This is a genomic window from Mesorhizobium sp. M1322 (genome assembly GCF_040318085.1).
Taxonomy (GTDB): Bacteria; Pseudomonadota; Alphaproteobacteria; order Rhizobiales; family Rhizobiaceae; genus Mesorhizobium.
Genome location: NZ_JAMYLP010000001.1, coordinates 124,485 through 148,286, shown reverse-complemented (window position 1 = coordinate 148,286; position 23,802 = coordinate 124,485). Strand labels below are relative to the sequence as shown.

General features: G+C 62.4%; 22 protein-coding genes. 20 read left to right on the top strand and 2 right to left on the bottom strand.

Going from position 1 to position 23,802, the window contains the following annotated elements; genetic code table 11:
* Window positions 1-30 precede the first annotated feature (30 nt).
* The 10 genes from miaB to trmB all read left to right on the top strand — a co-directional run bounded on the left by miaB (window position 31) and on the right by trmB (window position 10,079).
* Window positions 31-1,440 (top strand): tRNA (N6-isopentenyl adenosine(37)-C2)-methylthiotransferase MiaB, encoded by a 1,410-nt coding sequence (gene miaB / locus NKH12_RS00685; RefSeq protein ID WP_352951407.1) that lies wholly within the window; start codon window positions 31-33, stop codon window positions 1,438-1,440.
* 83 nt (window positions 1,441-1,523) lie between these two features.
* Window positions 1,524-2,516 (top strand): PhoH family protein, encoded by a 993-nt coding sequence (locus NKH12_RS00680; RefSeq protein ID WP_029356966.1) that lies wholly within the window; start codon window positions 1,524-1,526, stop codon window positions 2,514-2,516.
* Window positions 2,517-2,528: 12 nt separating this feature from the next.
* Window positions 2,529-3,035 (top strand): rRNA maturation RNase YbeY, encoded by a 507-nt coding sequence (gene ybeY / locus NKH12_RS00675; RefSeq protein WP_352951406.1) that lies wholly within the window; start codon window positions 2,529-2,531, stop codon window positions 3,033-3,035.
* A gap of 27 nt (window positions 3,036-3,062) precedes the next feature.
* Window positions 3,063-4,139, top strand: coding sequence for a hemolysin family protein (locus NKH12_RS00670; RefSeq protein WP_352951405.1), 1,077 nt, complete (start codon window positions 3,063-3,065; stop codon window positions 4,137-4,139).
* A 300-nt stretch (window positions 4,140-4,439) separates the two neighbouring features.
* Entirely contained in the window at window positions 4,440-5,264 is an 825-nt protein-coding gene (locus NKH12_RS00665) for an alpha/beta fold hydrolase (RefSeq protein WP_352951404.1), read from the top strand.
* A 280-nt stretch (window positions 5,265-5,544) separates the two neighbouring features.
* Window positions 5,545-7,149 (top strand): apolipoprotein N-acyltransferase, encoded by a 1,605-nt coding sequence (gene lnt / locus NKH12_RS00660; protein WP_352951403.1) that lies wholly within the window; start codon window positions 5,545-5,547, stop codon window positions 7,147-7,149.
* A gap of 138 nt (window positions 7,150-7,287) precedes the next feature.
* Window positions 7,288-7,707, top strand: coding sequence for a helix-turn-helix domain-containing protein (locus NKH12_RS00655; RefSeq protein WP_029356958.1), 420 nt, complete (start codon window positions 7,288-7,290; stop codon window positions 7,705-7,707).
* A 100-nt stretch (window positions 7,708-7,807) separates the two neighbouring features.
* Window positions 7,808-7,972, top strand: coding sequence for a hypothetical protein (locus tag NKH12_RS00650; RefSeq protein WP_352951402.1), 165 nt, complete (start codon window positions 7,808-7,810; stop codon window positions 7,970-7,972).
* An 89-nt stretch (window positions 7,973-8,061) separates the two neighbouring features.
* On the top strand, window positions 8,062-9,351 hold the full coding sequence (metK, locus tag NKH12_RS00645) for a methionine adenosyltransferase (protein WP_352951401.1): 1,290 nt from the start codon (window positions 8,062-8,064) through the stop codon (window positions 9,349-9,351).
* A 26-nt stretch (window positions 9,352-9,377) separates the two neighbouring features.
* On the top strand, window positions 9,378-10,079 hold the full coding sequence (gene trmB / locus NKH12_RS00640; RefSeq protein ID WP_352951400.1) for a tRNA (guanosine(46)-N7)-methyltransferase TrmB: 702 nt from the start codon (window positions 9,378-9,380) through the stop codon (window positions 10,077-10,079).
* Between the two features lie 80 nt (window positions 10,080-10,159).
* On the opposite strand, the gene NKH12_RS00635 is transcribed toward trmB, so the two are convergent.
* Window positions 10,160-10,324: a hypothetical protein gene (locus NKH12_RS00635; protein WP_095517012.1), complete on the bottom strand. Its 165-nt coding sequence runs from the start codon at window positions 10,322-10,324 to the stop codon at window positions 10,160-10,162.
* Window positions 10,325-10,623: 299 nt separating this feature from the next.
* On the opposite strand from NKH12_RS00635, the gene rimP reads away from it, so the two are divergent.
* From rimP to NKH12_RS00585, 10 genes are all read left to right on the top strand, one after another.
* Window positions 10,624-11,268, top strand: a complete 645-nt coding sequence (gene rimP, locus NKH12_RS00630) for a ribosome maturation factor RimP (protein WP_352951399.1) — start codon at window positions 10,624-10,626, stop codon at window positions 11,266-11,268.
* 48 nt (window positions 11,269-11,316) lie between these two features.
* Entirely contained in the window at window positions 11,317-12,912 is a 1,596-nt protein-coding gene (nusA, locus tag NKH12_RS00625; RefSeq protein ID WP_352951398.1) for a transcription termination factor NusA, read from the top strand.
* A 38-nt stretch (window positions 12,913-12,950) separates the two neighbouring features.
* A complete protein-coding gene (locus NKH12_RS00620; RefSeq protein WP_352951432.1) occupies window positions 12,951-13,601 on the top strand; it encodes an RNA-binding protein in 651 nt (216 codons plus the stop codon).
* Window positions 13,598-16,165: a translation initiation factor IF-2 gene (gene infB / locus NKH12_RS00615; RefSeq protein WP_352951397.1), complete on the top strand. Its 2,568-nt coding sequence runs from the start codon at window positions 13,598-13,600 to the stop codon at window positions 16,163-16,165. Before NKH12_RS00620 ends, infB begins: the two co-directional genes overlap by 4 nt.
* Before the next feature lie 124 nt (window positions 16,166-16,289).
* Window positions 16,290-16,727: a 30S ribosome-binding factor RbfA gene (rbfA, locus tag NKH12_RS00610; RefSeq protein ID WP_352951396.1), complete on the top strand. Its 438-nt coding sequence runs from the start codon at window positions 16,290-16,292 to the stop codon at window positions 16,725-16,727.
* Window positions 16,727-17,689: a tRNA pseudouridine(55) synthase TruB gene (gene truB, locus NKH12_RS00605; protein ID WP_352951395.1), complete on the top strand. Its 963-nt coding sequence runs from the start codon at window positions 16,727-16,729 to the stop codon at window positions 17,687-17,689. Before rbfA ends, truB begins: the two co-directional genes overlap by 1 nt.
* A 45-nt stretch (window positions 17,690-17,734) precedes the next feature.
* The gene (gene corA, locus NKH12_RS00600; protein WP_352951394.1) at window positions 17,735-18,829 is read left to right on the top strand and encodes a magnesium/cobalt transporter CorA; all 1,095 of its coding nucleotides are present in this window, start codon (window positions 17,735-17,737) and stop codon (window positions 18,827-18,829) included.
* A 167-nt stretch (window positions 18,830-18,996) separates the two neighbouring features.
* Window positions 18,997-19,281, top strand: a complete 285-nt coding sequence (gene rpsO, locus NKH12_RS00595) for a 30S ribosomal protein S15 (protein WP_407660271.1) — start codon at window positions 18,997-18,999, stop codon at window positions 19,279-19,281.
* A gap of 408 nt (window positions 19,282-19,689) precedes the next feature.
* Window positions 19,690-21,837, top strand: a complete 2,148-nt coding sequence (pnp, locus tag NKH12_RS00590; RefSeq protein WP_352951393.1) for a polyribonucleotide nucleotidyltransferase — start codon at window positions 19,690-19,692, stop codon at window positions 21,835-21,837.
* A 92-nt stretch (window positions 21,838-21,929) separates the two neighbouring features.
* Window positions 21,930-22,946 (top strand): class I SAM-dependent methyltransferase, encoded by a 1,017-nt coding sequence (locus NKH12_RS00585; protein ID WP_352951392.1) that lies wholly within the window; start codon window positions 21,930-21,932, stop codon window positions 22,944-22,946.
* 41 nt (window positions 22,947-22,987) lie between these two features.
* Here the strand turns inward: NKH12_RS00585 and fabI are convergent, their stop codons facing one another.
* Complete coding sequence (gene fabI / locus NKH12_RS00580; RefSeq protein WP_352951391.1) at window positions 22,988-23,800, bottom strand: enoyl-ACP reductase FabI; 813 nt, start codon at window positions 23,798-23,800, stop codon at window positions 22,988-22,990.
* Window positions 23,801-23,802 lie beyond the last annotated feature (2 nt).

The window sequence follows — 23,802 nt, the reverse complement described above, 5'->3', positions numbered from 1 at the left end:
TTGTCACCAAAAGGCGTTAGAAGCCGCCGGATGGAACTGAACACGATAGAACGGGACGACATCGAAAGCGCGGCCGAAAGTGCGGTCGTACCATCTGCCGCGACCAGGAAGGTCTTCGTCAAGACCTATGGCTGCCAGATGAATGTCTATGATTCGCAGCGCATGACCGACGCGCTGGCCGCTGACGGCTATGTGGCGACGGATACCATCGGTGAAGCCGATCTGGTGCTGCTCAACACCTGCCATATCCGCGAGAAGGCGGCCGAGAAGGTCTATTCCGAACTCGGCCGCATTCGTGAGATAAAGGCCGAACGGGCTCGGGCCGGCCGCGAGATGCTGGTCGGTGTCGCCGGCTGCGTGGCGCAGGCCGAGGGCTCCGAGATCATCCGCCGCTCGCCGGCGGTCGATCTGGTCATCGGCCCGCAGACCTATCACCGGCTGCCCGACGTGCTGGCGCGGGTGCGCGGCGGCGAAAAGATCGTCGAGACCGACTACGCCATCGAAGACAAGTTCGAGCATCTGCCGCAGCCGAAAAGCGCCGAGATCATCAGGCGCGGCGTCACCGCGTTCCTGACCGTTCAGGAGGGCTGCGACAAGTTCTGCACCTTCTGCGTCGTGCCCTATACCCGAGGCTCGGAAGTGTCGCGGTCGGTGGCGCAGATCGTCGCCGAGGCCGAGCGGCTGGCGCAAGCCGGCGTGCGCGAGGTGACGCTGCTTGGCCAGAACGTCAATGCCTGGCATGGCGAAGGTGAAAACGGCGAGGAATGGGGTCTTGGCCGCCTGCTGTTCCGGCTGGCCGAGATTCCCGGGCTGGCGCGGTTGCGCTACACCACCAGCCATCCGCGCGACATGGACGACGAATTGATCGCCGCTCATCGTGACTTGCCGGCGCTGATGCCCTATCTGCATTTGCCTGTGCAATCCGGCTCCGACCGCATACTCAAGGCGATGAACCGCAGGCATACGGCAAAGGACTATCTGACGCTGCTCGACCGGATCCGCGCCGCACGGAGCGATATCGCGCTTTCGGGCGACTTTATTGTCGGCTTTCCCGGCGAGACGGATGCGGATTTCGAGGCGACGATGGACCTTGTCCGCCAGGTGAACTATGCCTCGGCCTTCTCGTTCAAATATTCGCCGCGCCCCGGCACGCCGGGCGCCGAGATGGCCGATCATGTGCCGGAAGCCGTCAAGGACGAGCGCCTGCAGCGACTGCAGGCGCTGCTGCTGAAGCAGCAGCAGGATTTCGGCGCGAGCCTGGTCGGCAGCATCATAGACACGCTGATCGAGAAGCCGGGCCGCCAAGCCGGCCAGAAGGTCGGCCGCTCGCCGTGGCTGCAGCCGGTTATTGTTGATGAAAAGTCCGGCGAAATCGGTGAGATTATCCAGGTACGAATCACGAAGACGGGTTACAACAGCCTGTTCGCCGAATTGGCCTGAAGGTCTCGGCAGATGAGGAGAGACGGTTGAGCGCTGCGGAAGTGAAGAACCTGCCCCAGAACCTACCTTCGGGGGCTTCGGATATGGCGCACATCGTTCTGACTTTCGACAACAACAAGCTTGCCAGCGCCCTTTATGGCCAGTTCGACGAGAATCTCGCCAGGCTCGAGCAGAAGCTTGGCGTCGATATCCGCTCGCGAGGCAACCAGCTGACCATCAAGGGCTCCGCCTCGGCCGCCGAGCAGGCGCGTCGCGCCCTGGATAATCTCTACGGCATTCTCCAGAAGGGCGCTGACATCGGCCAGTCTGACGTCGACGGCGCCGTGCGCATGGCGATCGCCGCCGACGACCAGCTGACGCTGCCGACGCTGGAGCGCAAGGGCAAGGTGTCCGCCGCCCAAATATCGACGCGCAAGAAGACGATCTATGCCCGTTCGCTCAACCAGGACGCTTATATGCGCGCGCTGGAGCGGTCCGAACTCGTCTTCGGCATCGGTCCGGCTGGCACGGGAAAAACCTTCCTGGCGGTGGCGCATGCGGCGATGCTGCTCGAACGTGGCATGGTCGAGCGCATCGTGCTGTCGCGGCCGGCCGTCGAGGCCGGCGAGCGGCTCGGCTTCCTGCCCGGCGACATGAAGGAGAAGGTCGATCCCTATCTGCGGCCGCTCTACGACGCGCTTTACGAGATGATGCCGGCCGACAAGGTCGAGCGGGCGATTGCCGCCGAGGTGATCGAGATCGCGCCGCTGGCTTTCATGCGCGGCCGCACGCTGGCGCACTCCGCCGTCATCCTCGATGAGGCGCAGAACACCACGCCGATGCAGATGAAGATGTTCCTGACCCGTCTCGGCGAGAATTCTCGCATGATCGTCACCGGCGATCCGACCCAGATCGATCTGCCGCAAAACACCAAGTCCGGTCTGGTCGAGGCGCTCAGGATCCTCGACGGCGTCACCGGCATGGTGACGGTGCGCTTCAACGAAGGCGACGTCGTCAGGCATCCGCTGGTCGCCGAGATCGTCAAGGCCTACGACCGCGACGGCAAGCTGGCGAGGGGCCTAGGCGCCGAAAGCTGATGATGCGGCCGCATGGCTGAGGACAAAAAGTCTGTAGGCGGGGATCTTTCGGTTCCCGTCGACATCGATATAGCGGTCGAAGCGGGCGACTGGCCGGAAGAGGCTGCGCTGACGCGGCTAGTCGATCGCGCCGTTGCCGCTGCGTTTGCCGAAATCGGCGTAGCCGGCCGTTCCGAACTCAGCATCGTTTTTTCTGACGACGTCCATATCCGCAGTCTCAATGCGGGTTGGCGCGGCAAGGACAAACCGACCAACGTCCTGTCTTTCCCGGCTTTTCCGCTTGCCAAGGGCGGTCCGCTGTCCCCCATGCTGGGCGACATCGTACTGGCCGCCGAGACGGTCGCGCGGGAAGCCGCACTGGAAGACAAGCCTGTCGAGAACCATATCATCCATCTCGTCATCCACGGCCTGCTGCATTTGCTGGGCTACGATCACGAGACCGACGCCGAGGCCGAGGAAATGGAAGCCGTTGAACGCGCAGCGCTTGCGAGGCTTGCCATTCCCGATCCCTACGCGTAACTAAAAAGATCAAATGACCGGACGACGATGAACGACAAACCTGAGACTGCCGCCCGCCCAGACGCCGGCAGTGCAACCAAGCCATCCGAACAGACGGAAGAGGGCTCTAGTCCGAGTACCACGACCGGTAGCTTCGCCAGCGAGCCATTGTCTGCCGGTCCTTCCCTGTTCGATCGCGTGCTCGGCCTGTTCAGGCAACGCAACGGCACCAGCCTGCGCGAGGAGATCGCCGACGCGCTTGCCGAAACCGCGAGCGATGCCGGCGCCTTTTCGCCCGGCGAACGGGCCATGCTCAACAACATCCTGCGCTTGCGCGAGGTGCGCGTCGAGGACGTCATGGTGCCGCGCGCCGACATCGAGGCGGTCGAGATCACGACGAACCTGGGCGATCTTCTGGGGCTGTTCGAGCAGTCCGGCCATTCCCGCATGCCGGTCTATTCGGAGACGCTCGACGACCCGCGCGGCATGGTCCACATCCGCGACGTGCTCGCGCACATCACCAAGATCGCCCGCGTCAGAAAGGGCAGGACGACCAGGAAAACCGCCGCCGCCACGCTTCTCGATCTCGCCAAGGTCGATCTCACGCGCACCATAGGCGACCTGACCCTGATCCGCCCGGTGCTTTTCGTGCCGCCGTCGATGCTCGCCTCCGATCTCATGGGGCGGATGCAGGCGATGCGAACCCAGATGGCGCTGGTCATCGACGAATACGGCGGCACCGACGGTCTGGTCTCGCTCGAGGATATCGTCGAGATGGTGGTCGGCGACATCGAGGACGAGCATGACGAGGACGAGCCGATGATCACCCAGACCAGCGAGGGCGTGTTCGTCGTCGACGGCAAGGCCGAGATCGACGATGTCGCCAAGATGATCGGCGAGGATTTCGCCGCCGGCGAGCATGGCGAATATGTCGACACGATCGGCGGCATGATCTTCAACACGCTTGGCCGGGTTCCGGCCCGCGGCGAAGTGGTGCAGGCCATTCCTGGCTTCGAATTCCATGTGCTCGACGCCGATCCGCGCCGCGTCAAGCGCGTGCGCATCATGGAGACCCAGAAGGGCGAGCGCCGCCGGCGCGCCGTTCGCGCCGAGCAGGCTGGATAGACGCCGCTCGCCCGATGACGGTCGAGGATCCGTTCAAGCACGCAACCTTGGGCTCAGGTATATTCTAAAAGGATCCGCGCGCCGCACTGATCTGGCTTGAAAAGGCTTTCGGCTTCGAGCCGAGCATGGTGGTCAGCGACGCTTACGGCAGGCTGGTCCATTCCGAGATGCGGTTCGGTGACGCTCCGTTCCATGCGACGAGGCTGAGCGGCTAGGCGAGCTGCAGATCGAAGGCTGGCACCGATATCGTCTCGTCTGAGTTTCAGTAATGGGTGGACCGGTGCTCTGGGAGAATATCTGATGTCGTGGAAACTCGATGAGATCGTGGAAACGTCTGCGGGTGCTGTGGCAGCGGGTCGATTTGGCAGGGGGCCTGCGCTCGTGCTGGCACACGGCTGGCCGTGGTCTTCATTCTCATGGCATCGGATTATTCCAGACCTTGCAAGGCGGTATCGTGTTCATTGGTACGATATGCCCGGATACGGGCGATCCGCCAAAGCCGCGGAGCAGCGCACCTCACTCGATGTGCAAGGAGAAGTATTCGCCGAGATGCTTGCGCATTGGGACCTTGAGCAGCCTATGGTCGTTGCCCATGATTTTGGCGGAGCGACGACGCTACGGGCGCATTTGCTGCATGGCTGCGACTTCGAACGGTATGTCCTGATGAATGTCGTCGCCATGCGCCCTTGGGGATCGGAGTTCTTCGATCATGTCGGTCGCCATGTGGATGCCTTTCTGGGCCTGCCGCCGCATATCCACAGGGCGGTCGTGGAGGCATATATCAAAGGGGCGATCGCAAATGACATCGATATCGGAGATTTCGAAAAACTTGTCGAGCCGTGGCTTGCCGAGGAAGGACGAGGAAGCTTCTATCGGCAATTCGCGCAAGCCGACGAAAAATATACCGCCGAAGTCGAGCCGGCGTTCGGGGAAATTCGGTGTCCGGTAAAGATAATCTGGGGCAAGGACGATCCATGGATCCCGCTGGAGCGAGGCGAAGCGCTTCATGCGCTGATCCCGCAGGCATCGTTCGAAACGCTGCCTGGCGTCGGTCACCTACCGCAGCTCGAAGCCCCGGATCTCGTCCTGGAGCGGCTGAACGCATTTCTATCACGCGCATCCTAGTGATATACCGGCAGGCGATGCCTGCGCGACAATTCATATGCGACGCTTGTCTTGTCTTGCCGGCGTCAGTCGCCCCACCTATCCAGCAGACCTTAGAGAGTTGAAGCTTGAGTCGTCGTTCATCTATCCAGACTGTGAGCCAAAAACGACCATTGTCGGACGTCCGCAAGGAGTCGATCGCCGAAATTCAATCCGCAGGCTAGCTGAAGCGGTAGCGTTTGGAGCGCGGACTGCGGCCTGATAAATCTTCTGCCGTGATTCGCACGACTCGGAAGCATTGATGAAGCGCCTGGCCGGTCGGATAATTCTGCTATGGGGTTGGCGTCGCGCGCTTGTGGCGTTTCTTGCCGGCGCGCTGGCGGTTCTTGCCCAAGCGCCTTACGATTTCTTCGCCGTCTGTTTTATTTCGTTTCCGCTGCTGGTCTGGCTCCTTGACGGCGCGACCGGCGAAGTTTCCGATGGCTGGTTCCGGCGTTTGCGGCCGGCCTTCGCCATCGGCTGGTGGTTCGGCTTCGGCTATTTTCTCGCCGGCCTGTGGTGGATCGGCTCGGCACTTCTGGTCGAAGCCGACAGTTTCGCCTGGGCGCTTCCCTTCGCAGTGGTCGGAATTCCGCTGGCGCTCGCCTTTTTCTACGGCTTCGCGACAGCGGTTGCCCGGCTGCTGTGGAGCAACGACATCGGCCGCATCGCTGCCCTTGCCTTCGGCTTTGGCCTGGCGGAATGGCTGCGCGACTTTCTGTTCACCGGCTTTCCCTGGAATGCCGTCGGCTACGCGGCGATGCCGGTGCCCTTGCTTATGCAGAGCGCGTCGGTGACCGGCATGGTCGGCATGAACGCGCTGGCGGTCTTCGTCTTTGCATTGCCGGCCCTGCTTGCGGCGCGCCGGCATGTCCGGCTGGGGGCTGCACTGCTTGCCGTTCTCGTCGTGGCCCATGTCGGCTTCGGCTATATCAGGCTTGCTGTTCCCGAGCAGCCGGCGGAACGCAACCTCGACGTCCGCATCGTGCAGCCGTCCGTCGACCTCAGCGAGAAGTGGGACGCTTCGGTGCCCGACCGGATATTCGCTACGCTGATGGGACTTTCGGCCAAGGCGCCGGAGACCGGCCCGGAGACTGGCCACGACAAGCCGCAATTGATCCTGTGGCCAGAAACGTCCGTGCCGTTTTTTTTCGCCGAACGTCCCGATGCGCTGACCGCGCTGGGAGAGATGCTTGGCGAGGGCCAGATGCTGATCGCCGGCGTCGTCCGGGAGGAGGGCGGCTCGGCGGCAGATGCCGACAGGCGGTACTACAATTCGGTGGTGGCGATCGATGACAAAGGTGAAATCGCAGATGCCGTCGACAAGGTTCATCTGGTGCCCTTTGGCGAATATCTGCCTTTTGCCGACCTGCTTGGCCGCTTCGGGCTCAAACAGCTCGTCGCCGGGCCGACAACCTACGCGGCGGGCAATGAGCGCCATCCGATCGCGCTGCCCGACGGTATCCGCGTGCTTCCGTTCATTTGCTATGAAGTCATCTTTCCCGATCTGGTGGCGGTTGACGCAACGTCAGCCGAGCTTATTGTGAATGTCACGAACGACGCGTGGTTCGGTGATACGCCGGGCCCATACCAGCATTTCAGGCAAGCGCAGATTCGTGCCGTGGAGAACGGGGTGCCCTTGTTGCGCGCAGCCAATAACGGCATCTCCGCTGTCGTCGATCCGCGCGGGCGCATCCTCGACGCGCTGGCGATCGACGCACGCGGAGCTATTGATGTCCATGTGCCGATTTCCAATCAAGCCATCGTTTCTTCCAGCCAAAGACGCATTAACGGGCTGCTGATCTTGTTGCTGTTTGCCCTGGCCGCTTTCACATTCAATGTAAGGCAAAGGCTACGGGCGAATTGACAGTCGACACATTAGAAACTCATACTGTAACGGCCTGAAATTTCTCGAAGTCGGTACGTCGTTGTGTTGGGGCACTGGCCGCCGGCTTCGTTTGGGCAGAAAAAACACAAAAAGCCGGAAAAATTCGGCGAGGAAAAAATGGCAGAAGAAAATAAGAAGAAGCCGAATCCTATCGACATCCATGTCGGAAGTCGCATCAGGCTTCGTCGCAATATGTTGGGAATGAGTCAGGAGAAGCTGGGCGAGAACCTCGGCATAACGTTTCAGCAGATACAGAAATACGAAAAGGGGACCAATCGCGTTGGTGCCAGCCGTTTACAGGCAATCGCCTCGATACTCGGCGTTCCTGTCGCTTTCTTTTTCGAGGACGCGCCGGGCCAGGAGACCGTGGGCAACCGCGGATTTGCCGAGGATACATCAATGGCTTTTGCCGTCGAATTCTGCGGCAGTCCTGAAGGTCTTCAACTCAACCGGGCCTTCGTCAAGATCGCCGACGTGAAGATACGCCGCAAGATCATCGAGCTTGTAAAGGCCCTTTCCACCGACGAAGTCGATTGACTGGCCGATTGATTTGGCCGTTGTAAAGCCGGAAATGGCGGCGCCGCGATAGCGGGGCAGGCAAATTCTCGCGATCTCGCCCATCGTGGAATTACATCCCATGGGCATGCTGGAGAGCGGATCGATTTTGCTCGACACCCATGCTCAAAGTCTTTTTCATCAACATGCTGAAGCTAAGCAACGTGTTGGAGCTGAGCGCGCTTGCGGCATCCTGCCGCCGGTCACAGTGGTACAAGATAATAGCGCGATTTTCATGCCAGAATGACCGCACCGCTTGACGAGCGCCGCCCGGCACAGCTAACACGTGGCGCGCCAATCGGCAGCGTGCCGATATTTTTTCAAGAGGGGACACCCGTGACGCGGCAAAACTATCTATTCACCTCGGAATCCGTTGCCGAGGGTCATCCCGACAAGGTCTGCGACCGTATCTCCGACGAGATCGTCGATCTGGTCTATCGCGAGGCCAGAAAGACCGGCATGGACCCCTGGAAGGTCCGCGTCGCCTGCGAAACGCTGGCCACCACGAATCGCGTCGTCATCGCCGGCGAGGTCCGCGTCCCCGAGACCCTGCTCAAGAAGGACAAGGCCGGCAACATCCTGATGGATGCCGCCGGTCATCCGCTCGTCAATCCGGCGAAGTTCAAGTCGGCCGCCCGCAAGGCGATCCGCGAAATCGGCTATGAACAGGCCGGTTTCCACTGGAAGACGGCAAAGATCGAGGTTCTGCTGCACGGCCAGTCGCCGGATATCGGCCAGGGCGTCGACAATGCCTCCGACCGGCAAGGCGAGGAAGGGGCCGGCGACCAGGGCATCATGTTCGGCTATGCCTGCCGCGAGACGCCGGATCTGATGCCGGCGCCGATCTACTACAGCCACAAGATCCTCGAATTGCTGGCCGCCGCGCGCCATGAGGGTAACGGCGATGCCGGCCGGCTCGGGCCGGACGCCAAGAGCCAGGTCACCGTCCGCTATGTCGACGGCAAGGCCGCGGAAGTGACGCAAATCGTGCTGTCCACCCAGCATCTCGACGCCAGCTGGGATTCGAAGAAGGTCCGCAACGTCGTCGAACCCTATATCCGTGAGGCGCTGGGCGAGCTGAAGATCGCCGACAGCTGCAACTGGTACATCAACCCAACGGGCAAGTTCGTCATCGGCGGGCCCGACGGCGACGCCGGCCTGACCGGGCGCAAGATCATCGTCGACACTTACGGCGGTGCTGCGCCCCATGGCGGCGGTGCTTTTTCCGGCAAGGACACCACCAAGGTCGACCGTTCCGCAGCCTATGCGGCACGATATCTCGCCAAGAACGTGGTGGCGGCCAAGCTCGCCGACCGCTGCACCATTCAGCTTTCCTATGCCATTGGCGTCGCCCAGCCGCTGTCGGTCTATGTCGACCTGCACGGCACCGGCAAGGTCGATGAGGCAAAGCTCGAGCAGGCGCTGCGCACCGTGATGGACCTGTCGCCGTCCGGCATCCGCCGTCACCTCGATCTGAACAGGCCGATTTACGCCAAGACGTCGTCTTATGGCCATTTCGGCCGCACGGCCGGCCGCGACGGGTCCTTCTCCTGGGAAAAGACCGACCTCGCCAAGGCGCTCAAGGATGCACTCGCCGAAGCGCCCGCCGAAGCAGTCGCGGCCTAGCCGCGGCGTCCATTGATCCGAAAGACATGGATCCGAAAGTCCGGCCAAGCCGTGCGACCGAGGCATTTTTCGGTCGCCGGCGCGGCAAGACCATCCGTCCGCAGCAGGCGGCGGCACTGGAAAGCGGCTTCAGCATCTACCGGCTCGATCTGACGGCCGGACCGCCGGCCGAATTGCGCAGCCTGTTCAAAGCCGATGTCCGCGCCATTCATCTCGAAATTGGTTTCGGCGGCGGCGAGCACCTGCTGCATCGGGCGACGGCGGCTCCTGAGACCGGTTTTGTCGGAGTCGAGCCTTTCGTCAACGGCATGGCCAAGATGATGATGGCGGTCAGGGAACGGCCGCTTGCCAATCTTCGGGTCTATGACGACGACGCCACGCGCCTGCTCGACTGGCTCCCGCAAGCCTCGCTCGACGGCATCGACCTGCTCTATCCCGATCCCTGGCCGAAGAAGAAACATTGGAAACGACGCTTCGTCAGTCCGGTCAATCTCGACCGTTTCGCGCGCGTCCTGAAGTCGGGCGGAAAATTCCGTTTTGCTTCCGATATCGATAGCTATGTGAACTGGACGCTGCTGCATTGCCGGGCACATGATGCGTTTGCGTGGCAGGCTGAAGAGGCAGCCGACTGGCAGCGGCCCTATGAGGGTTGGCCGGGTACACGCTACGAGGCGAAAGCCGTTCGCGAAGGCCGTCGACCGGCCTACCTCACCTTCGTCCGAAGATAGACATGTTGCGTTAAGCTGCGCACATCGTGCGCTTTGCCGTCGACGAGGACCAAAGACGTCCTCGCCCTGCGTCGCCGGTCTTAGAAGCGACCGATCTTGTTGAAGGCGGCCGGATCCATGCCGAGATTGCGCAGATCGCGCGCGCGTGGCTTGCGGCCGGCTTCAACGGCGTGCGAAGCGGCGACGGCGCTGCCGAACACGGTGAAGAAATCGCCGATGGCCGAGAAAACCTTGCGGTTGGTCATGATTATGCCCTTTCGCCTGCTGCGATGCGTGATTGAATTTGTGCAGCGCAACATAGATAGGCGCGTATTGCCTGATCTCACAGGGACGTTGCCGCATGGCCGCCATGCGCTCTGTGCAACGCTGCCGCCTCCGGCCCTTTTCGACCCAGCCCTGCATGAGCCCTGCATGCGGACTTGAAACAACGGCCGCGATCGTCTATATCAGCCTCAAATTCTTGGTCGGTATGGCGAAGAGTGGGTCCACCCGGTCCCGCTCTTTTTTATTACCTTCCGACCGCCAATGAAGCGACAGGAATCGAATGACTGCAACGGTACCCGACAGCGACGACCGCATCATCCGCGAAAGCGGCGTCGATGCGCGCATCGCGCTGATCGTGCAGCCGGTGCTGCGTGCCATCGGCTTTCGCCTAGTCAGGGTGCATCTGACAGGCCAGAACGGGCTGACGCTGCAGATCATGGCCGAACGCGAGGACGGCACCATGACCGTCGAGGATTGCGAAGAGGTCAGCCGGGCAGTGTCGCCGGCGCTTGATGTCGATGATCCGATCGAAAAGGCGTATCATCTCGAAGTGTCGTCGCCGGGAATCGACCGGCCGCTGGTCCGCAAGTCAGATTTCGCGACCTGGACGGGTCATCTGGTGAAGATGGAAACCTCGGTCCTTGTCGCCGACCGCAAGCGCTTCAAGGGCAAGATCGCCGAGAGCGACGCGGATGGCGTGCTGATCGAGCGCGACAAGGCGGCTTATGGCGAACAGCCGACGGTGCGCGTGCCCTACGATGCGATTGCCGAAGCACGGCTGATCCTGACCGACGACCTTATCCGCGACGCACTGTCGAAGGACAACAGAGCGCGCAAGGAAGCCAAGAAGCGCCGCGGCGAACCCGAAGACGCGCCAGACGGCGCAGAGGCGGGCGCGGAAGATGAAACCGAACAGGAAATGTGATTGGGCTGCCGGGCGCAAAGGCTCGGCAATAAGCTCGGGAGAAAAAAGATGGTTGTAAGCGCAAACAGGCTTGAACTGCTGCAGATCGCCGATGCGGTCGCGCGTGAAAAGTCGATCGACAAGTCGATCGTCATCGCCGCCATGGCCGATGCGATCCAGAAGGCGGCGCGCTCGCGCTATGGCCAGGAAACCAACATCCGTGCCGACATCAATCCGAATACCGGCGAGATGAAGCTGCAGCGGCTGATGGAAGTGGTCGAGAAGGTCGACGACTATGCGACGCAGATCGCCATTTCCTCGGCGCGCGAGCGTAATCCCGACGCCCAGCTCGGTGACTTCATTGCCGAACAGCTGCCGCCGATGGATTTCGGCCGGATCGCCGCCCAGTCGGCCAAGCAGGTCATCGTGCAGAAGGTGCGCGAGGCCGAGCGTGACCGTCAGTATGACGAGTACAAGGACCGCATCGGCGAGATCGTCAACGGCACCGTCAAACGCGTCGAATACGGCAATGTCATCGTCGATCTCGGCCGTGGCGAGGCGATCATCCGCCGCGACGAGCTGATCCCGCGCGAGAACTACAAATACGGCGATCGCGTCCGCGCCTATGTCTATGACGTGCGTCGCGAGCAGCGCGGTCCGCAGATATTCCTGTCACGCACCCATCCGCAGTTCATGGCGAAGCTGTTCACCATGGAAGTGCCGGAAATCTACGACGGCATCATCGAGATCAAGTCGGTCGCCCGCGATCCGGGTTCGCGAGCCAAGATCGCCGTCATCTCGCGTGACAGTTCCATCGATCCGGTCGGCGCCTGCGTCGGCATGCGCGGCAGCCGCGTTCAGGCGGTGGTCGGCGAGTTGCAGGGCGAGAAGATCGACATCATTCCGTGGTCGCCTTCGGCCGCTTCCTTCATCGTCAACGCGCTGCAGCCGGCGGAAGTCGCCAAGGTCGTGCTCGACGAGGACGCCGAACGCATCGAGGTCGTGGTGCCGGACGACCAGCTGTCGCTGGCCATCGGCCGCCGCGGCCAGAACGTCCGGCTCGCCTCGCAGCTCACCGGCTGGGATATCGATATCCTGACGGAGCAGGAAGAGAGCGAGCGCCGTCAGAAGGAGTTCGTCGAACGCTCGGCTCTGTTCATGGATGCGCTCAACGTCGACGAGATGGTCGGCCAGGTGCTCGCCTCCGAAGGCTTCACCAGCGTCGAGGAAGTCGCCTATGTCGATGCCGACGAGATCGCGTCGATCGACGGCTTCGACGAGGACACCGCCTCGGAAATCCAGGCCCGCGCCCGCGAGTATCTGGAGAAGATCGAAGCCGAGCATGACGAGAAGCGCAAAGCGCTGGGCGTCAAGGACGAGCTGCGTGAGATCCCCGGCGTGACCACCGCCATGATGGTGACGCTCGGCGAGGATGGCGTGAAGACGATCGAGGATTTCGCCGGCTATGCGGCCGATGACCTGACCGGCTGGAAGGAACGCAAGGACGGCGAGACGAAGGTCTTCCCGGGCGTGCTCGCCAGTCACGGCGTGTCGCGCGCCGATGCCGAGCAGATGGTTCTGGCTGCCCGCCTCAAGGCCGGCTGGATCACCGAAGACGAGCTTGCAGCCGAAGACGTGACGGCTGACGAAGCCGTTGGTGCGTGAGGTGAAACCGCATCGCACACAACCCGCCCTTGGACGAGATGAACGATCGCACTTGCATCGTCACGCGCAGACAGGCCGAACCGGATGAAGTGATCCGTTTCGTCGTCGGTCCGGATTCGGCCGTCGTTCCGGATATCAAGAAAAACCTGCCCGGCCGCGGTTGCTGGGTGACCGCCGACCGCTTACATATTGAAAAGGCGGCAGCGAAGAACCTGTTCGCTCGCGCCTTCAAGGCGCAGGTGACTGTGCCGACCGATCTCGGCGGCATGGTCGACGGGCTGCTTTCCAGATACGCTCTGGGCATGCTCGGTCTTGCCCGCAAGGCAGGCGCGATCGCGCTCGGCGCCACCAAGGTCGAGAGCGCGGTGCGTGGTGGGCTGGCGCTCTTCGTGTTGCACGCGACCGAAGCGTCAGATGACGGCGTCCGCAAGATCAGCCAGGCGCGACGGGCAACCGTCCACCTCGGCGGCCCCGCCATCCACGCCTACAAACTTTTCTCCGAGGCCGAGTTGAGCTTGGCATTGGGGGGTACAAATGTGATACATGCTGCCGTTCTCGCGGGAGACGCGGGCAGGGCGGTCCAGAAGCGCATGGTTGCGCTCGACCGGTATCGGGGCGGTTCCCCGGGCGATCTGGCAATGCTTGCGGCCGTTGCTGACGAAGATGATGCCGCAGAGGATATGGAATGAGCGATACGAAATCGGGCGACGACAAAACGTTGAGTGTTACGCCGAAGAAGACCTTGACGCTGAAGCGCCCCGGTATGGAACAGGGCACCGTGCGCCAGAGTTTCTCGCATGGCCGCACCAAGGCGGTCGTGGTCGAGACCAAGAAGCGCAAGTTCTCGCTGCCCGGCGACAAGCCGGAGCCGGCTTCTGCCCCTGTGTCCGTCTTCACGCCGAAGCCGCCGGTCGCGGCGGCGCCTGTTGTGCAGGAAGCGCCCAAGGCGCCGCCGCCTCCGCCGCCTGTCGAACGCGGCGGCATGGTGCTGAACGAATTGTCGCGCAATGAGATGGAGGCGCGCCGCCGGGCCCTTGAGGGGTCGAAGGTGCGCGACGTCGAGGATCGCCAGCGCGCCATCGACGAGGCTAAGCGCCGCGCCGAGGATGAAGAGCGCCGCCGTCGCGAGCGCGAGGAGTCCGCGCGCCGCCAGGCCGAGGAAGAAGCCCGGCTGCAGGCCGAGGCCGAGTCCCGCCGACGTGCCGAGGAAGAGGCGCGCCGCCGCGCGCCGCTGGCCGCCGAACTGGCGACAGTCGACGACGAGGACATCAAGCCGAAGCGGACCGGCGCCGGTGCCCCGGTGCGCCGTCCGGTCACGCCCGAAGTGGCGCGTCCGGCCAAGCCGACCAAGGGCGAGGAAGATCGCCGCCGCGGCAAGCTGACGCTGAATGCCGCACTTTCCGATGAGGATGCGCGTGCGCGTTCGCTGTCGTCGATGCGTCGGCGCCAGGAGAAATTCAAGCGCGCGCTGCATAATGAACCGCGCGAGAAAGTCATGCGCGAAGTGATATTGCCCGAAACCATCACCATCCAGGAACTGGCGCAGCGTATGTCCGAGCGCGCCGTCGATGTGGTCAAGTTTTTCATGAAACAGGGCCAGATCCTGAAGCCGGGCGACGTCATCGACGCCGACACGGCCGAGCTGGTCGCCACCGAATTCGGCCACACGGTTCGCCGCGTCGCCGAGTCCGACATTGAGGAAGGCCTGTTCAACATCGCCGATCGCCCAGAAGATCTGGAATCGCGGCCGCCGGTGGTAACGATCATGGGCCATGTCGACCACGGCAAGACATCGCTGCTCGACGCCATCCGCAATGCCAATGTCGTGTCCGGCGAGGCCGGCGGCATCACCCAGCATATCGGCGCCTATCAGGTCGAGAAGAACGGTCACAAGATCACCTTCATCGATACGCCCGGCCACGCCGCCTTCACGGCGATGCGCGCCCGTGGCGCGCAGGCGACAGACATCGCCATCCTCGTGGTGGCGGCCGACGACAGCGTAATGCCGCAGACGATCGAATCGATCAGCCATGCCAAGGCGGCCGGCGTTCCGATCATCGTGGCAATCAACAAGATCGACAAGCATGATGCCGACCCGCAGAAGGTGCGCTCGGAACTGCTGCGCCACGAAGTCTTCGTCGAATCGATGGGCGGCGAGGTGCTGGACGTCGAAGTGTCGGCGACCAAGGGCACCAATCTCGACAAGCTGCTCGAAGCGATCCTGCTGCAGGCCGAAATCCTCGACCTGAAGGCCAACCCGGACCGTACCGCCGAGGGCGTCGTCATCGAAGCCCAGCTCGACAAGGGCCGCGGTCCCGTCGCTACCGTGCTGGTCCAGACCGGCACGCTGATGCCCGGCGATATCCTCGTTGCCGGCAACGAATGGGGCCGGGTGCGCGCGCTGGTCAACGACCGCGGCGGGCAAATCAAGGAAGCGCCGCCGGCGATGCCGGTGGAGGTGCTCGGTCTGCAGGGAACACCGCAGGCCGGCGACCGCTTCGCCGTGGTCAACAATGAAGCCCGCGCCCGCGAGATCACCGAATACCGCCAGCGTCTGGCGCGCGAGAAGGCGGTGGCCAAGCATGCTGGCCAGCGTGGCTCGCTCGAACAGATGATGTCGCAGCTGCAGACGAGCGGGCTGAAGGAATTCCCGCTGGTCATCAAGGGTGACGTGCAGGGCTCGATCGAGGCGATCAACGCGGCGCTGGACAAGCTCGGCACCGACGAGGTGCGTGCGCGCATCGTCCATGCGGGTGCCGGCGGCATCACCGAAAGCGATGTGTCGCTGGCGGAAACCTCGGGTGCCGCGATCATCGGCTTCAACGTCCGTGCCAATGTGCAGGCGCGCGCGGCTGCCGCGGCGGCAGGCATCGAGATCCGCTACTACTCGATCATCTACAATCTCGTGGATGACGTGAAGGCGGCGCTCTCCGGCCTGCTGTCGCCGGAGCGTCGCGAGACCTTCATCGGCAATGCAGAGATCCTCGAGATCTTCGACATCACCAAGGTCGGCAAGATCGCGGGCTGCCGTGTCACCGAAGGCAAGGTCGAGCGCGGTGCGGGCGTTCGCCTGATCCGCGACAATGTCGTCATCCACGAAGGCACGCTGAAGACCCTGAAGCGCTTCAAGGACGAAGTGGCGGAGGTCCCGGGTGGCCAGGAATGCGGCATGGCCTTCCAGAACTACGAGGACATGCGCGTCGGCGACGTCATCGAGTGCTTCCGCGTCGAGATGGTGACCAGGACGCTCTGAGTTCGAGCGTCTTGAGTTCGAGCATCTACTGAGACCGGGCGGTGGTCGAAAGGCTGCCGCCCAAAGCATATGAGACATGCGGCGCGGTCCCATCCCGTGCCTCACGATTTCAGGATAGAGAAAAATGCCCCGTTCAACCACGTCAGGCCCATCCCAGCGCATGCTGCGTGTCGGCGAGCAGGTGCGGCACGCGCTGTCGGAAACTTTGCAGCGCGGCGAAATCCTCGATCCCTTGATCGAGAATGCCGTGGTGTCGGTCTCGGAAGTGCGCATGTCGCCCGATCTGAAGATCGCCACAGCCTTCGTCTCGCCGCTTGGCGCTGGTGATGCCAATGCGGTGGTCGAGGCGCTCAACAAGCATGCGAAATTCGTGCGCGGCCGCGTTTCCGGCGCGCTCCGGCAGATGAAGTACATGCCGGAATTCCGCTTCCGGCTCGACACCAGCTACGATAATTTCCAGAAGATCAACGAATTGTTGCACTCGCCCGAAGTGGCGCGCGATCTCGGCACAGATGCCCAGATTGACGACCAGAACAAAGACAGTGACAAGGACGAAAAATAGTGGCGCGTCGCGGCAAGAAGAAGGGCCGGCCGATCTCCGGCTGGCTGGTGCTGGACAAGCCCGTCGGCATGGGTTCGACCGAAGCCGTCTCCAAGATCAAATGGCTGTTCCAGGCTGAAAAGGCCGGCCACGCCGGCACGCTCGACCCGCTCGCTTCCGGCATGTTGCCGATTGCGCTCGGCGAAGCGACCAAGACCGTGCCCTATGTCCAGGATGGCGCCAAGGTCTACCGCTTCACGGTTGCCTGGGGTGAGGAGCGTTCGACCGATGACCTCGAAGGGCCGGAGACGAAAAGCTCCGACCAGCGTCCGGCAGAAGCCGATGTGCTTTTGCTGATGCCGAAATACACCGGGGTCATCATGCAGACGCCGCCGCAATTTTCGGCCATCAAGATCGCAGGAGCGCGCGCCTATGACCTCGCTCGCGACGGCGCGACGGTCGACATCCCGGCGCGGGAAGTCGAGATCGGCCGTCTCGATCTTATCGAGCACAGTGCTGATCGCACCATTTTCGAGGTCGAATGCGGCAAGGGCACCTATGTGCGCTCGTTGGCCCGCGACATGGGCCGCGACCTCGGCTGTTTCGGCCACATCGCCGAACTGCGCCGGATCGAAGTCGAGCCGTTCACGCAGGAAGATTTTGTCACCCTCGCCGAGCTGGAAGCCGCCCGCTTCGGCGAACAGGGCGATGAAGATTCGGATTCAGCGGACATGGTGCCAGTCGATTTCGACGCCATCGATGCGCTTCTGGTCGACACATCAGCCGCGCTCGACTGCCTGCCGCAGATCGCGATCAGCGACGACGCTGCAACAAAAATCCGCCTCGGCAATCCGGTCATCATCCGTGGCCGCGACGCGCCAGTGGAAGCCGAGGAAGCCTGCGCTACGGCGCGCGGCAAGCTGGTCGCCATCGGCGCCATCGAGCAAGGCATGTTCAAGCCGAAGCGGGTCTTTGCCGGGTGAGTCCCGTCGTCTAATCTCGATGAGACTTAAACATCCGAGGGGCACATGGCAAAGGCCGAGACGATCAAGAAGCGGGCGCCGGTGACAGCACGGCGGCCGCCGGTCGGCGCATCACCGGGCACACTGATCGCCGACCCGGCGGCGCGGCGTAGCGAACTGCGACTGACGCTGATGTCGCCCGACAAATTCGAGACAATCGAAAATGCCAGCATCGACGACGTCAACGCTCATTGCGACACATGGCCGGTCATCTGGCTCGACTGTACTGGTCTCGCCAACATCCCGCTGATCGAGGAGATCGGCCGGATTTTCAGCCTGCATCCGCTGGCGCTGGAAGACGTCGTCAACACCGGCCAGCGGCCAAAAGTGGATTTCTTTGAGGACCATGCGTTCGTGGTCGTCAGGATGATCGACGACGTCACCGCGCATCGTTACGAGCAGATCGCGGTGTTCTTCGGCAGGAACTTCGTCGTCACCTTCCAGGAGCGCGAAGGCGATCCGTTCGATCCCGTGCGCAAGCGCATCGAAAGCTCGATGCCCAATCGGCTACGCACACGCGGTGCCGACTATCTCGCCTATGCGCTGATCGACGCCATTGTCGACAGCTATTTCCCGCCGATCGAGACCGCTGGCGAACTGGTCGACAGCATCGAGGACCAGATGCTGCGCGCGGCGGACAAGCACCAGATGCGGCGGCTTCACGAGTTGCGGCGCGACGCCAATGTGCTGAAGGGGGTACTTTGGCCGATGCGCGATGCGCTGGCGACGCTGATCCGCAACGACGTGTCCTACGTGAAGCCCGAGACCAAGATTTTCCTGAACGACACGCTCGATCACTCGCTTCGGCTCATCGAACTGATTGAGACCCAGCGCGACATGCTGACCGGTCTGATCGAGATGCATCTGTCGCTGAGCCAGGCGCGCACCAGCGACGTCATCAGCTATCTGACGATCGTCTCGGTGATCTTCATCCCGCTAACCTTTCTCGCTGGCGTGTGGGGCATGAACTTCGATCCCGAAACCTCGCCGTGGAACATGCCGGAGCTGAAGGCCCAATACGGCTATCCGGCGGCGCTCGTGTTCATGGCCGTTGTCGCGATTGGGCTTATCGCCTTCTTCAGATGGAAGAAATGGCTTTAGCGGAAGGGGAAATCTTGTTTATGCAGCAAAAAGCCGGCTTGTGAATTGGGCTGGTGTTTTCTGGGGAATTGCACTATATGCGCCGCAGCATCGTGCAATGACATGTTGCTTGTACCGGCCCCTGCTGGACGACATCCCGGCCGAGGGCGTCCCGTTTCCTCAAACAGATAAGGAAAAACACGATGTCGATTACTGCCGAGCGTAAGAAGGAATTGATGGGTGAATTCGCAACCGCCAAGGGCGATACCGGGTCTCCGGAAGTCCAGGTGGCCATCCTTTCCGAGCGCATCAAGAACCTGACCGACCATTTCAAGGACCACAAGAAGGATAACCATTCCCGCCGTGGTCTGCTTGCTCTCGTCTCCCAGCGCCGCAGCCTGCTTGATTATCTCAAGCGTAAGGATGACGCGCGTTATCAGACGCTGATCGAGAAGCTCGGTCTGCGCCGTTGACGAATTGACCGGCGGGTTCTTTCGAGAGCCCGCCGGTCGCGCATTGGAGCAGTCCATTGCTCTAATGAAGGAAGTAGAGCGCCGCGCATCGATTTGGACGCGCACATAGGACGCTCTGAAAGTTTGAATTTGCGCAAGGCATTTTCCGAAGGCCGCGGTTTTCGGGATCATGCGCAAGGCCAGTCGGATCGATTGGCCAGACCCGGTTTCGAGATAGCACAGGGCCATTCGAAACCGCCCATGGACGGTCATGGGGCAGGATTGCAGGACGCTCGCGCGGCCACCGCGCCGGATTTACCCGAGCTTCCCGTTGTCTTGCCCGTGGCTGCCCGAGAAACGAAGCCAGGGGAAAGGGGCACTCGCGCACGGTGAAACGGCGCGGCCCTTTCCGCATATGAAGGACAAGACATGTTCAATCATCACAAAGTGGAAATCGAATGGGGCGGCCGTCCGCTCATCCTCGAAACCGGCAAGATTGCGCGCCAGGCTGACGGCGCGGTGCTCGCCACCTACGGCGAAACCAAGGTTCTCGCCACCGTCGTTTCGATGAAGGAACCGAAGCCCGGCCTCGATTTCTTCCCGCTGACCGTCAATTATCAGGAAAAGACCTATGCCGCCGGCAAGATCCCGGGCGGCTATTTCAAGCGCGAAGGCCGTCCGAGCGAAAAGGAAACACTGGTCTCCCGTCTCATCGACCGTCCGATCCGCCCGCTCTTCGCTGACGGTTACAAGAATGACACGCAGATCGTTGTCACCGTCGTCCAGCATGATCTCGAAAACGATCCGGACATCCTGTCGATCGTCGCCACCTCGGCGGCCTTGACGCTGTCCGGCGTCCCCTTCATGGGCCCGATCGGCGGCGCCCGCGTCGGCTACATCAATGGCGAATATGTGCTCAATCCGCATGTCGACGAGATGCAGGAGTCCAAGCTTGACCTGATCGTCGCCGGCACCTCAGACGCAGTGCTAATGGTCGAGTCCGAAGCCAAGGAGCTCGGCGAGGATCTGATGCTCGGCGCCGTCATGTTCGGCCACCGCGGCTTCCAGCCGGTGATCGACGCGATCATCAAGCTGGCCGAGGTCGCCGCCAAGGACCCGCGCGATTTCACCGCGCCAGACTATTCGGCGCTTGAAGCCGAGATGCTGAAGATCGTCGAAGGCGAGCTTCGCGACGCTTACAAGATCACCGACAAACAGAAGCGCTATGCCGCCGTCGACGCCGTGAAGGCGAAGGTCAAGGCTGCGTTCGCGCCCGCAGAAGGCGAAGAAGCCAAGTATACGTCCGAGCAGATCGGCACCGTATTCAAGGAGCTCCAGGCCAAGGTGGTGCGCTGGAACATCCTCGACACCGGTTCGCGCATCGACGGCCGCGATCTGAAGACGGTCCGCAAGATCGTCTCCGAAGTCGGCGTCCTGCCGCGGACCCATGGCTCGGCGCTGTTCACCCGCGGCGAGACCCAGGCGCTGGTCGTCGCCACGCTCGGCACCGGCGAGGACGAGCAGTATGTCGATTCGCTGTCCGGCATGTACAAGGAGAAGTTCCTCCTTCACTACAACTTCCCTCCCTATTCGGTTGGTGAAACCGGTCGCATGGGTTCGCCCGGCCGCCGCGAGATCGGCCACGGCAAGCTGGCCTGGCGCGCGATCCGCCCGATGCTGCCGACATCAGACCAGTTCCCCTACACGCTGCGCGTCGTCTCGGAGATCACCGAGTCCAACGGTTCGTCGTCGATGGCCACCGTCTGTGGCACCTCGCTGGCGCTGATGGATGCCGGCGTGCCGCTGGCCAAGCCGGTCGCCGGCATTGCCATGGGTCTGATCAAGGAAGGCGAGCGCTTCGCGGTGCTCTCCGATATCCTTGGCGACGAGGACCATCTTGGCGACATGGACTTCAAGGTCGCGGGCACCGCCAACGGCATCACCTCGCTGCAGATGGACATCAAGATCGAGGGCATCACCGAGGAGATCATGAAGATCGCGCTGGACCAGGCCAAGGATGGCCGCCAGCATATCCTCGGCGAAATGGGCCATGCGCTGTCCGGCGCGCGTTCCGAACTCGGCGAATTCGCGCCGCGCATCGAGGTCATGCACATCCCGACCGACAAGATCCGCGACGTGATCGGCTCGGGTGGCAAGGTCATCCGCGAGATCGTCGAAAAGACCGGCGCCAAGATCAACATCGAGGACGACGGCACGGTCAAGATCGCTTCGTCCAACGCCAAGGAGATCGAGGCGGCGAAGAAGTGGATCCACACCATCGTCGCCGAGCCGGAAGTCGGCGAGATCTACGAGGGCACGGTCGTCAAGACTGCCGACTTCGGCGCTTTCGTCAACTTCTTCGGTCCGCGTGACGGCCTCGTCCACATCTCGCAACTCGCCAATGATCGCGTCGCCAAGACCTCTGACGTCGTCAAGGAAGGCGACAAGGTCTGGGTCAAGCTGATGGGCTTCGACGAGCGCGGCAAGGTCCGCCTGTCGATGAAGGTCGTCGACCAGGCCACGGGCAAGGAAATCGCCCGCGACAAGAAAGCCGAAGGCGAAGAAGACGCCGCCTGAGCGACCTGACGATGCAATCGAAGCGGGCGCGCCGGAAGGTGGCGCCCGTTTTCATTTTCAAAGCAATCCAGCTGCACTTCGAGATCGAAAAAATGTCCGCCGAGCCGCTGAAGACACTGTTCCACCCATTTGAGGCCGAAGCTGTCACCTTGCCGCATAAGGGCGAGCGTGTCCTCTTTCTCGGCGCTGAACCGGGCTTCCACCTGCCCGAAGGTTTCGATGCAGCACTGCATCTGGTGCAAGGCTTCCGCCCGCATTTTCGTGCGCTGCAGCGGTCGGGATTCACGGTCACGCCGCGCCTGGAGGGCGAAGGTTTCGATGTGGCACTGGTGCTTGCCGGCCGTCATCGCGGGCGAAACGAATTGCGCATCGCTGAGGCGATTGAGTGTGTGAGGCCGGGCGGATCGATTATCGTTGCCGGCGCCAAGGACGATGGCATTGCCAGCCTGCGCAAGCGCATCGGCGAGCTTGTGCCGCTCGACGGCCAATTGCCGAAACATCACGGCATCGCCTTCTGGTTCCGTCGACCGGCCGACGCTGCGGTCGTCGCGGCAGCGCTTCGCGCCGCCAATCCAACCCTTCTGCTCGAGACCCGGTTCCGCACCGCGCCAGGCATGTTCTCTTTCGACAAGATCGATACAGGTTCGAAATTGCTGGTGGACAACCTGCCTACCGACCTCCGTGGCAGCGTTGCCGATTTCTGCGCCGGCTGGGGCTATGTGGCGGCCGAGGTCGCCGCCCGCTCACCTGGCATATCGGCGCTCGAACTCTACGAGGCCGAGTTCGATGCGCTGGAGGCGGCGAAAGGCAATATCGGCAACACAGCGGCGGAGCCCAATTTCTTCTGGATCGATCTTTTGAGCGAGCCGGTCGAGCGGCGCTATGACGCCATCGTCATGAACCCGCCCTTCCATCGCAGCCGGGCGACCGAGCCGGAGATCGGTGCCGGCATGATCCGCGCGGCGGCAAAGGCGCTGAAGCCGGGTGGGCGGCTGTTCATGGTGGCGAACCGCCAGCTTCCCTACGAGCCGGTGCTGGCGGCCGCCTTCTCCAACCATGCCGAGATCGCCCGCGATGGCATGTTCAAGGTTCTCGCGGCGCGCCGCTGAACGCGGAGTTCACCAGACCAAGGCATCTTCTACGGGCCGAATTATTCTCGCCCGTTGTCGATCCGCTTCAACTCATCCAGCGCCGGCATCGAGACGATGTGATAGCCGGAATCGACATAGTGGATTTCGCCGGTGACGCCCGACGACAGGTCGGACAGGAGGTAGAGCGCGGAACCACCGACTTCGTCGATGGTCACTGTACGGCGCAGCGGCGAGTTGCGCTGCTGGTAGGAAAACATGTGGCGTGCATCGGAAATCCCGGCGCCGGCCAGTGTCCGCACCGGTCCCGCGGATATGCCGTTCACCCTGATGCCGCGCGGGCCATAGTCGTTGGCGAGATAGCGGACGCTGGCTTCCAGACCGGCCTTGGCCACGCCCATGACGTTGTAGTTCGGCATGACACGGACGGAACCGGCATAAGTCAGCGTGATCATCGAGCCGCTGCCCTTCATCAGCGCGGCGGCATGACGGGCGACCTCGGTGAAGGAGTAGCAGGAGATGACCATGGTGCGGACGAAATTGTCACGGCTGGTGTCGGCGTAAAGGCCCTTCAGCTCGTTCTTGTCGGAAAAGCCTATGGCATGGACGACGAAGTCCAGCCCGCCCCAGGCTTCGCCTAAGGTCTCGAAGGTAGCGGCAACCGATGCGCTGTCCTCGACATCGCAAGGCACAACCAGCGAGGAACCGAGCTTGTCGGCGAGCGGCTTGACCCGGCGCCCGAAGGCTTCGCCCTGATAGGTGAAGGCGAGTTCTGCCCCATGCTCGGACAGTTTCCGGGCGATGCCCCAGGCGATCGAATGGTCGTTGGCGACACCCATGACAAGCCCGCGCTTGCCCTTCATCAATCCGTCCATGG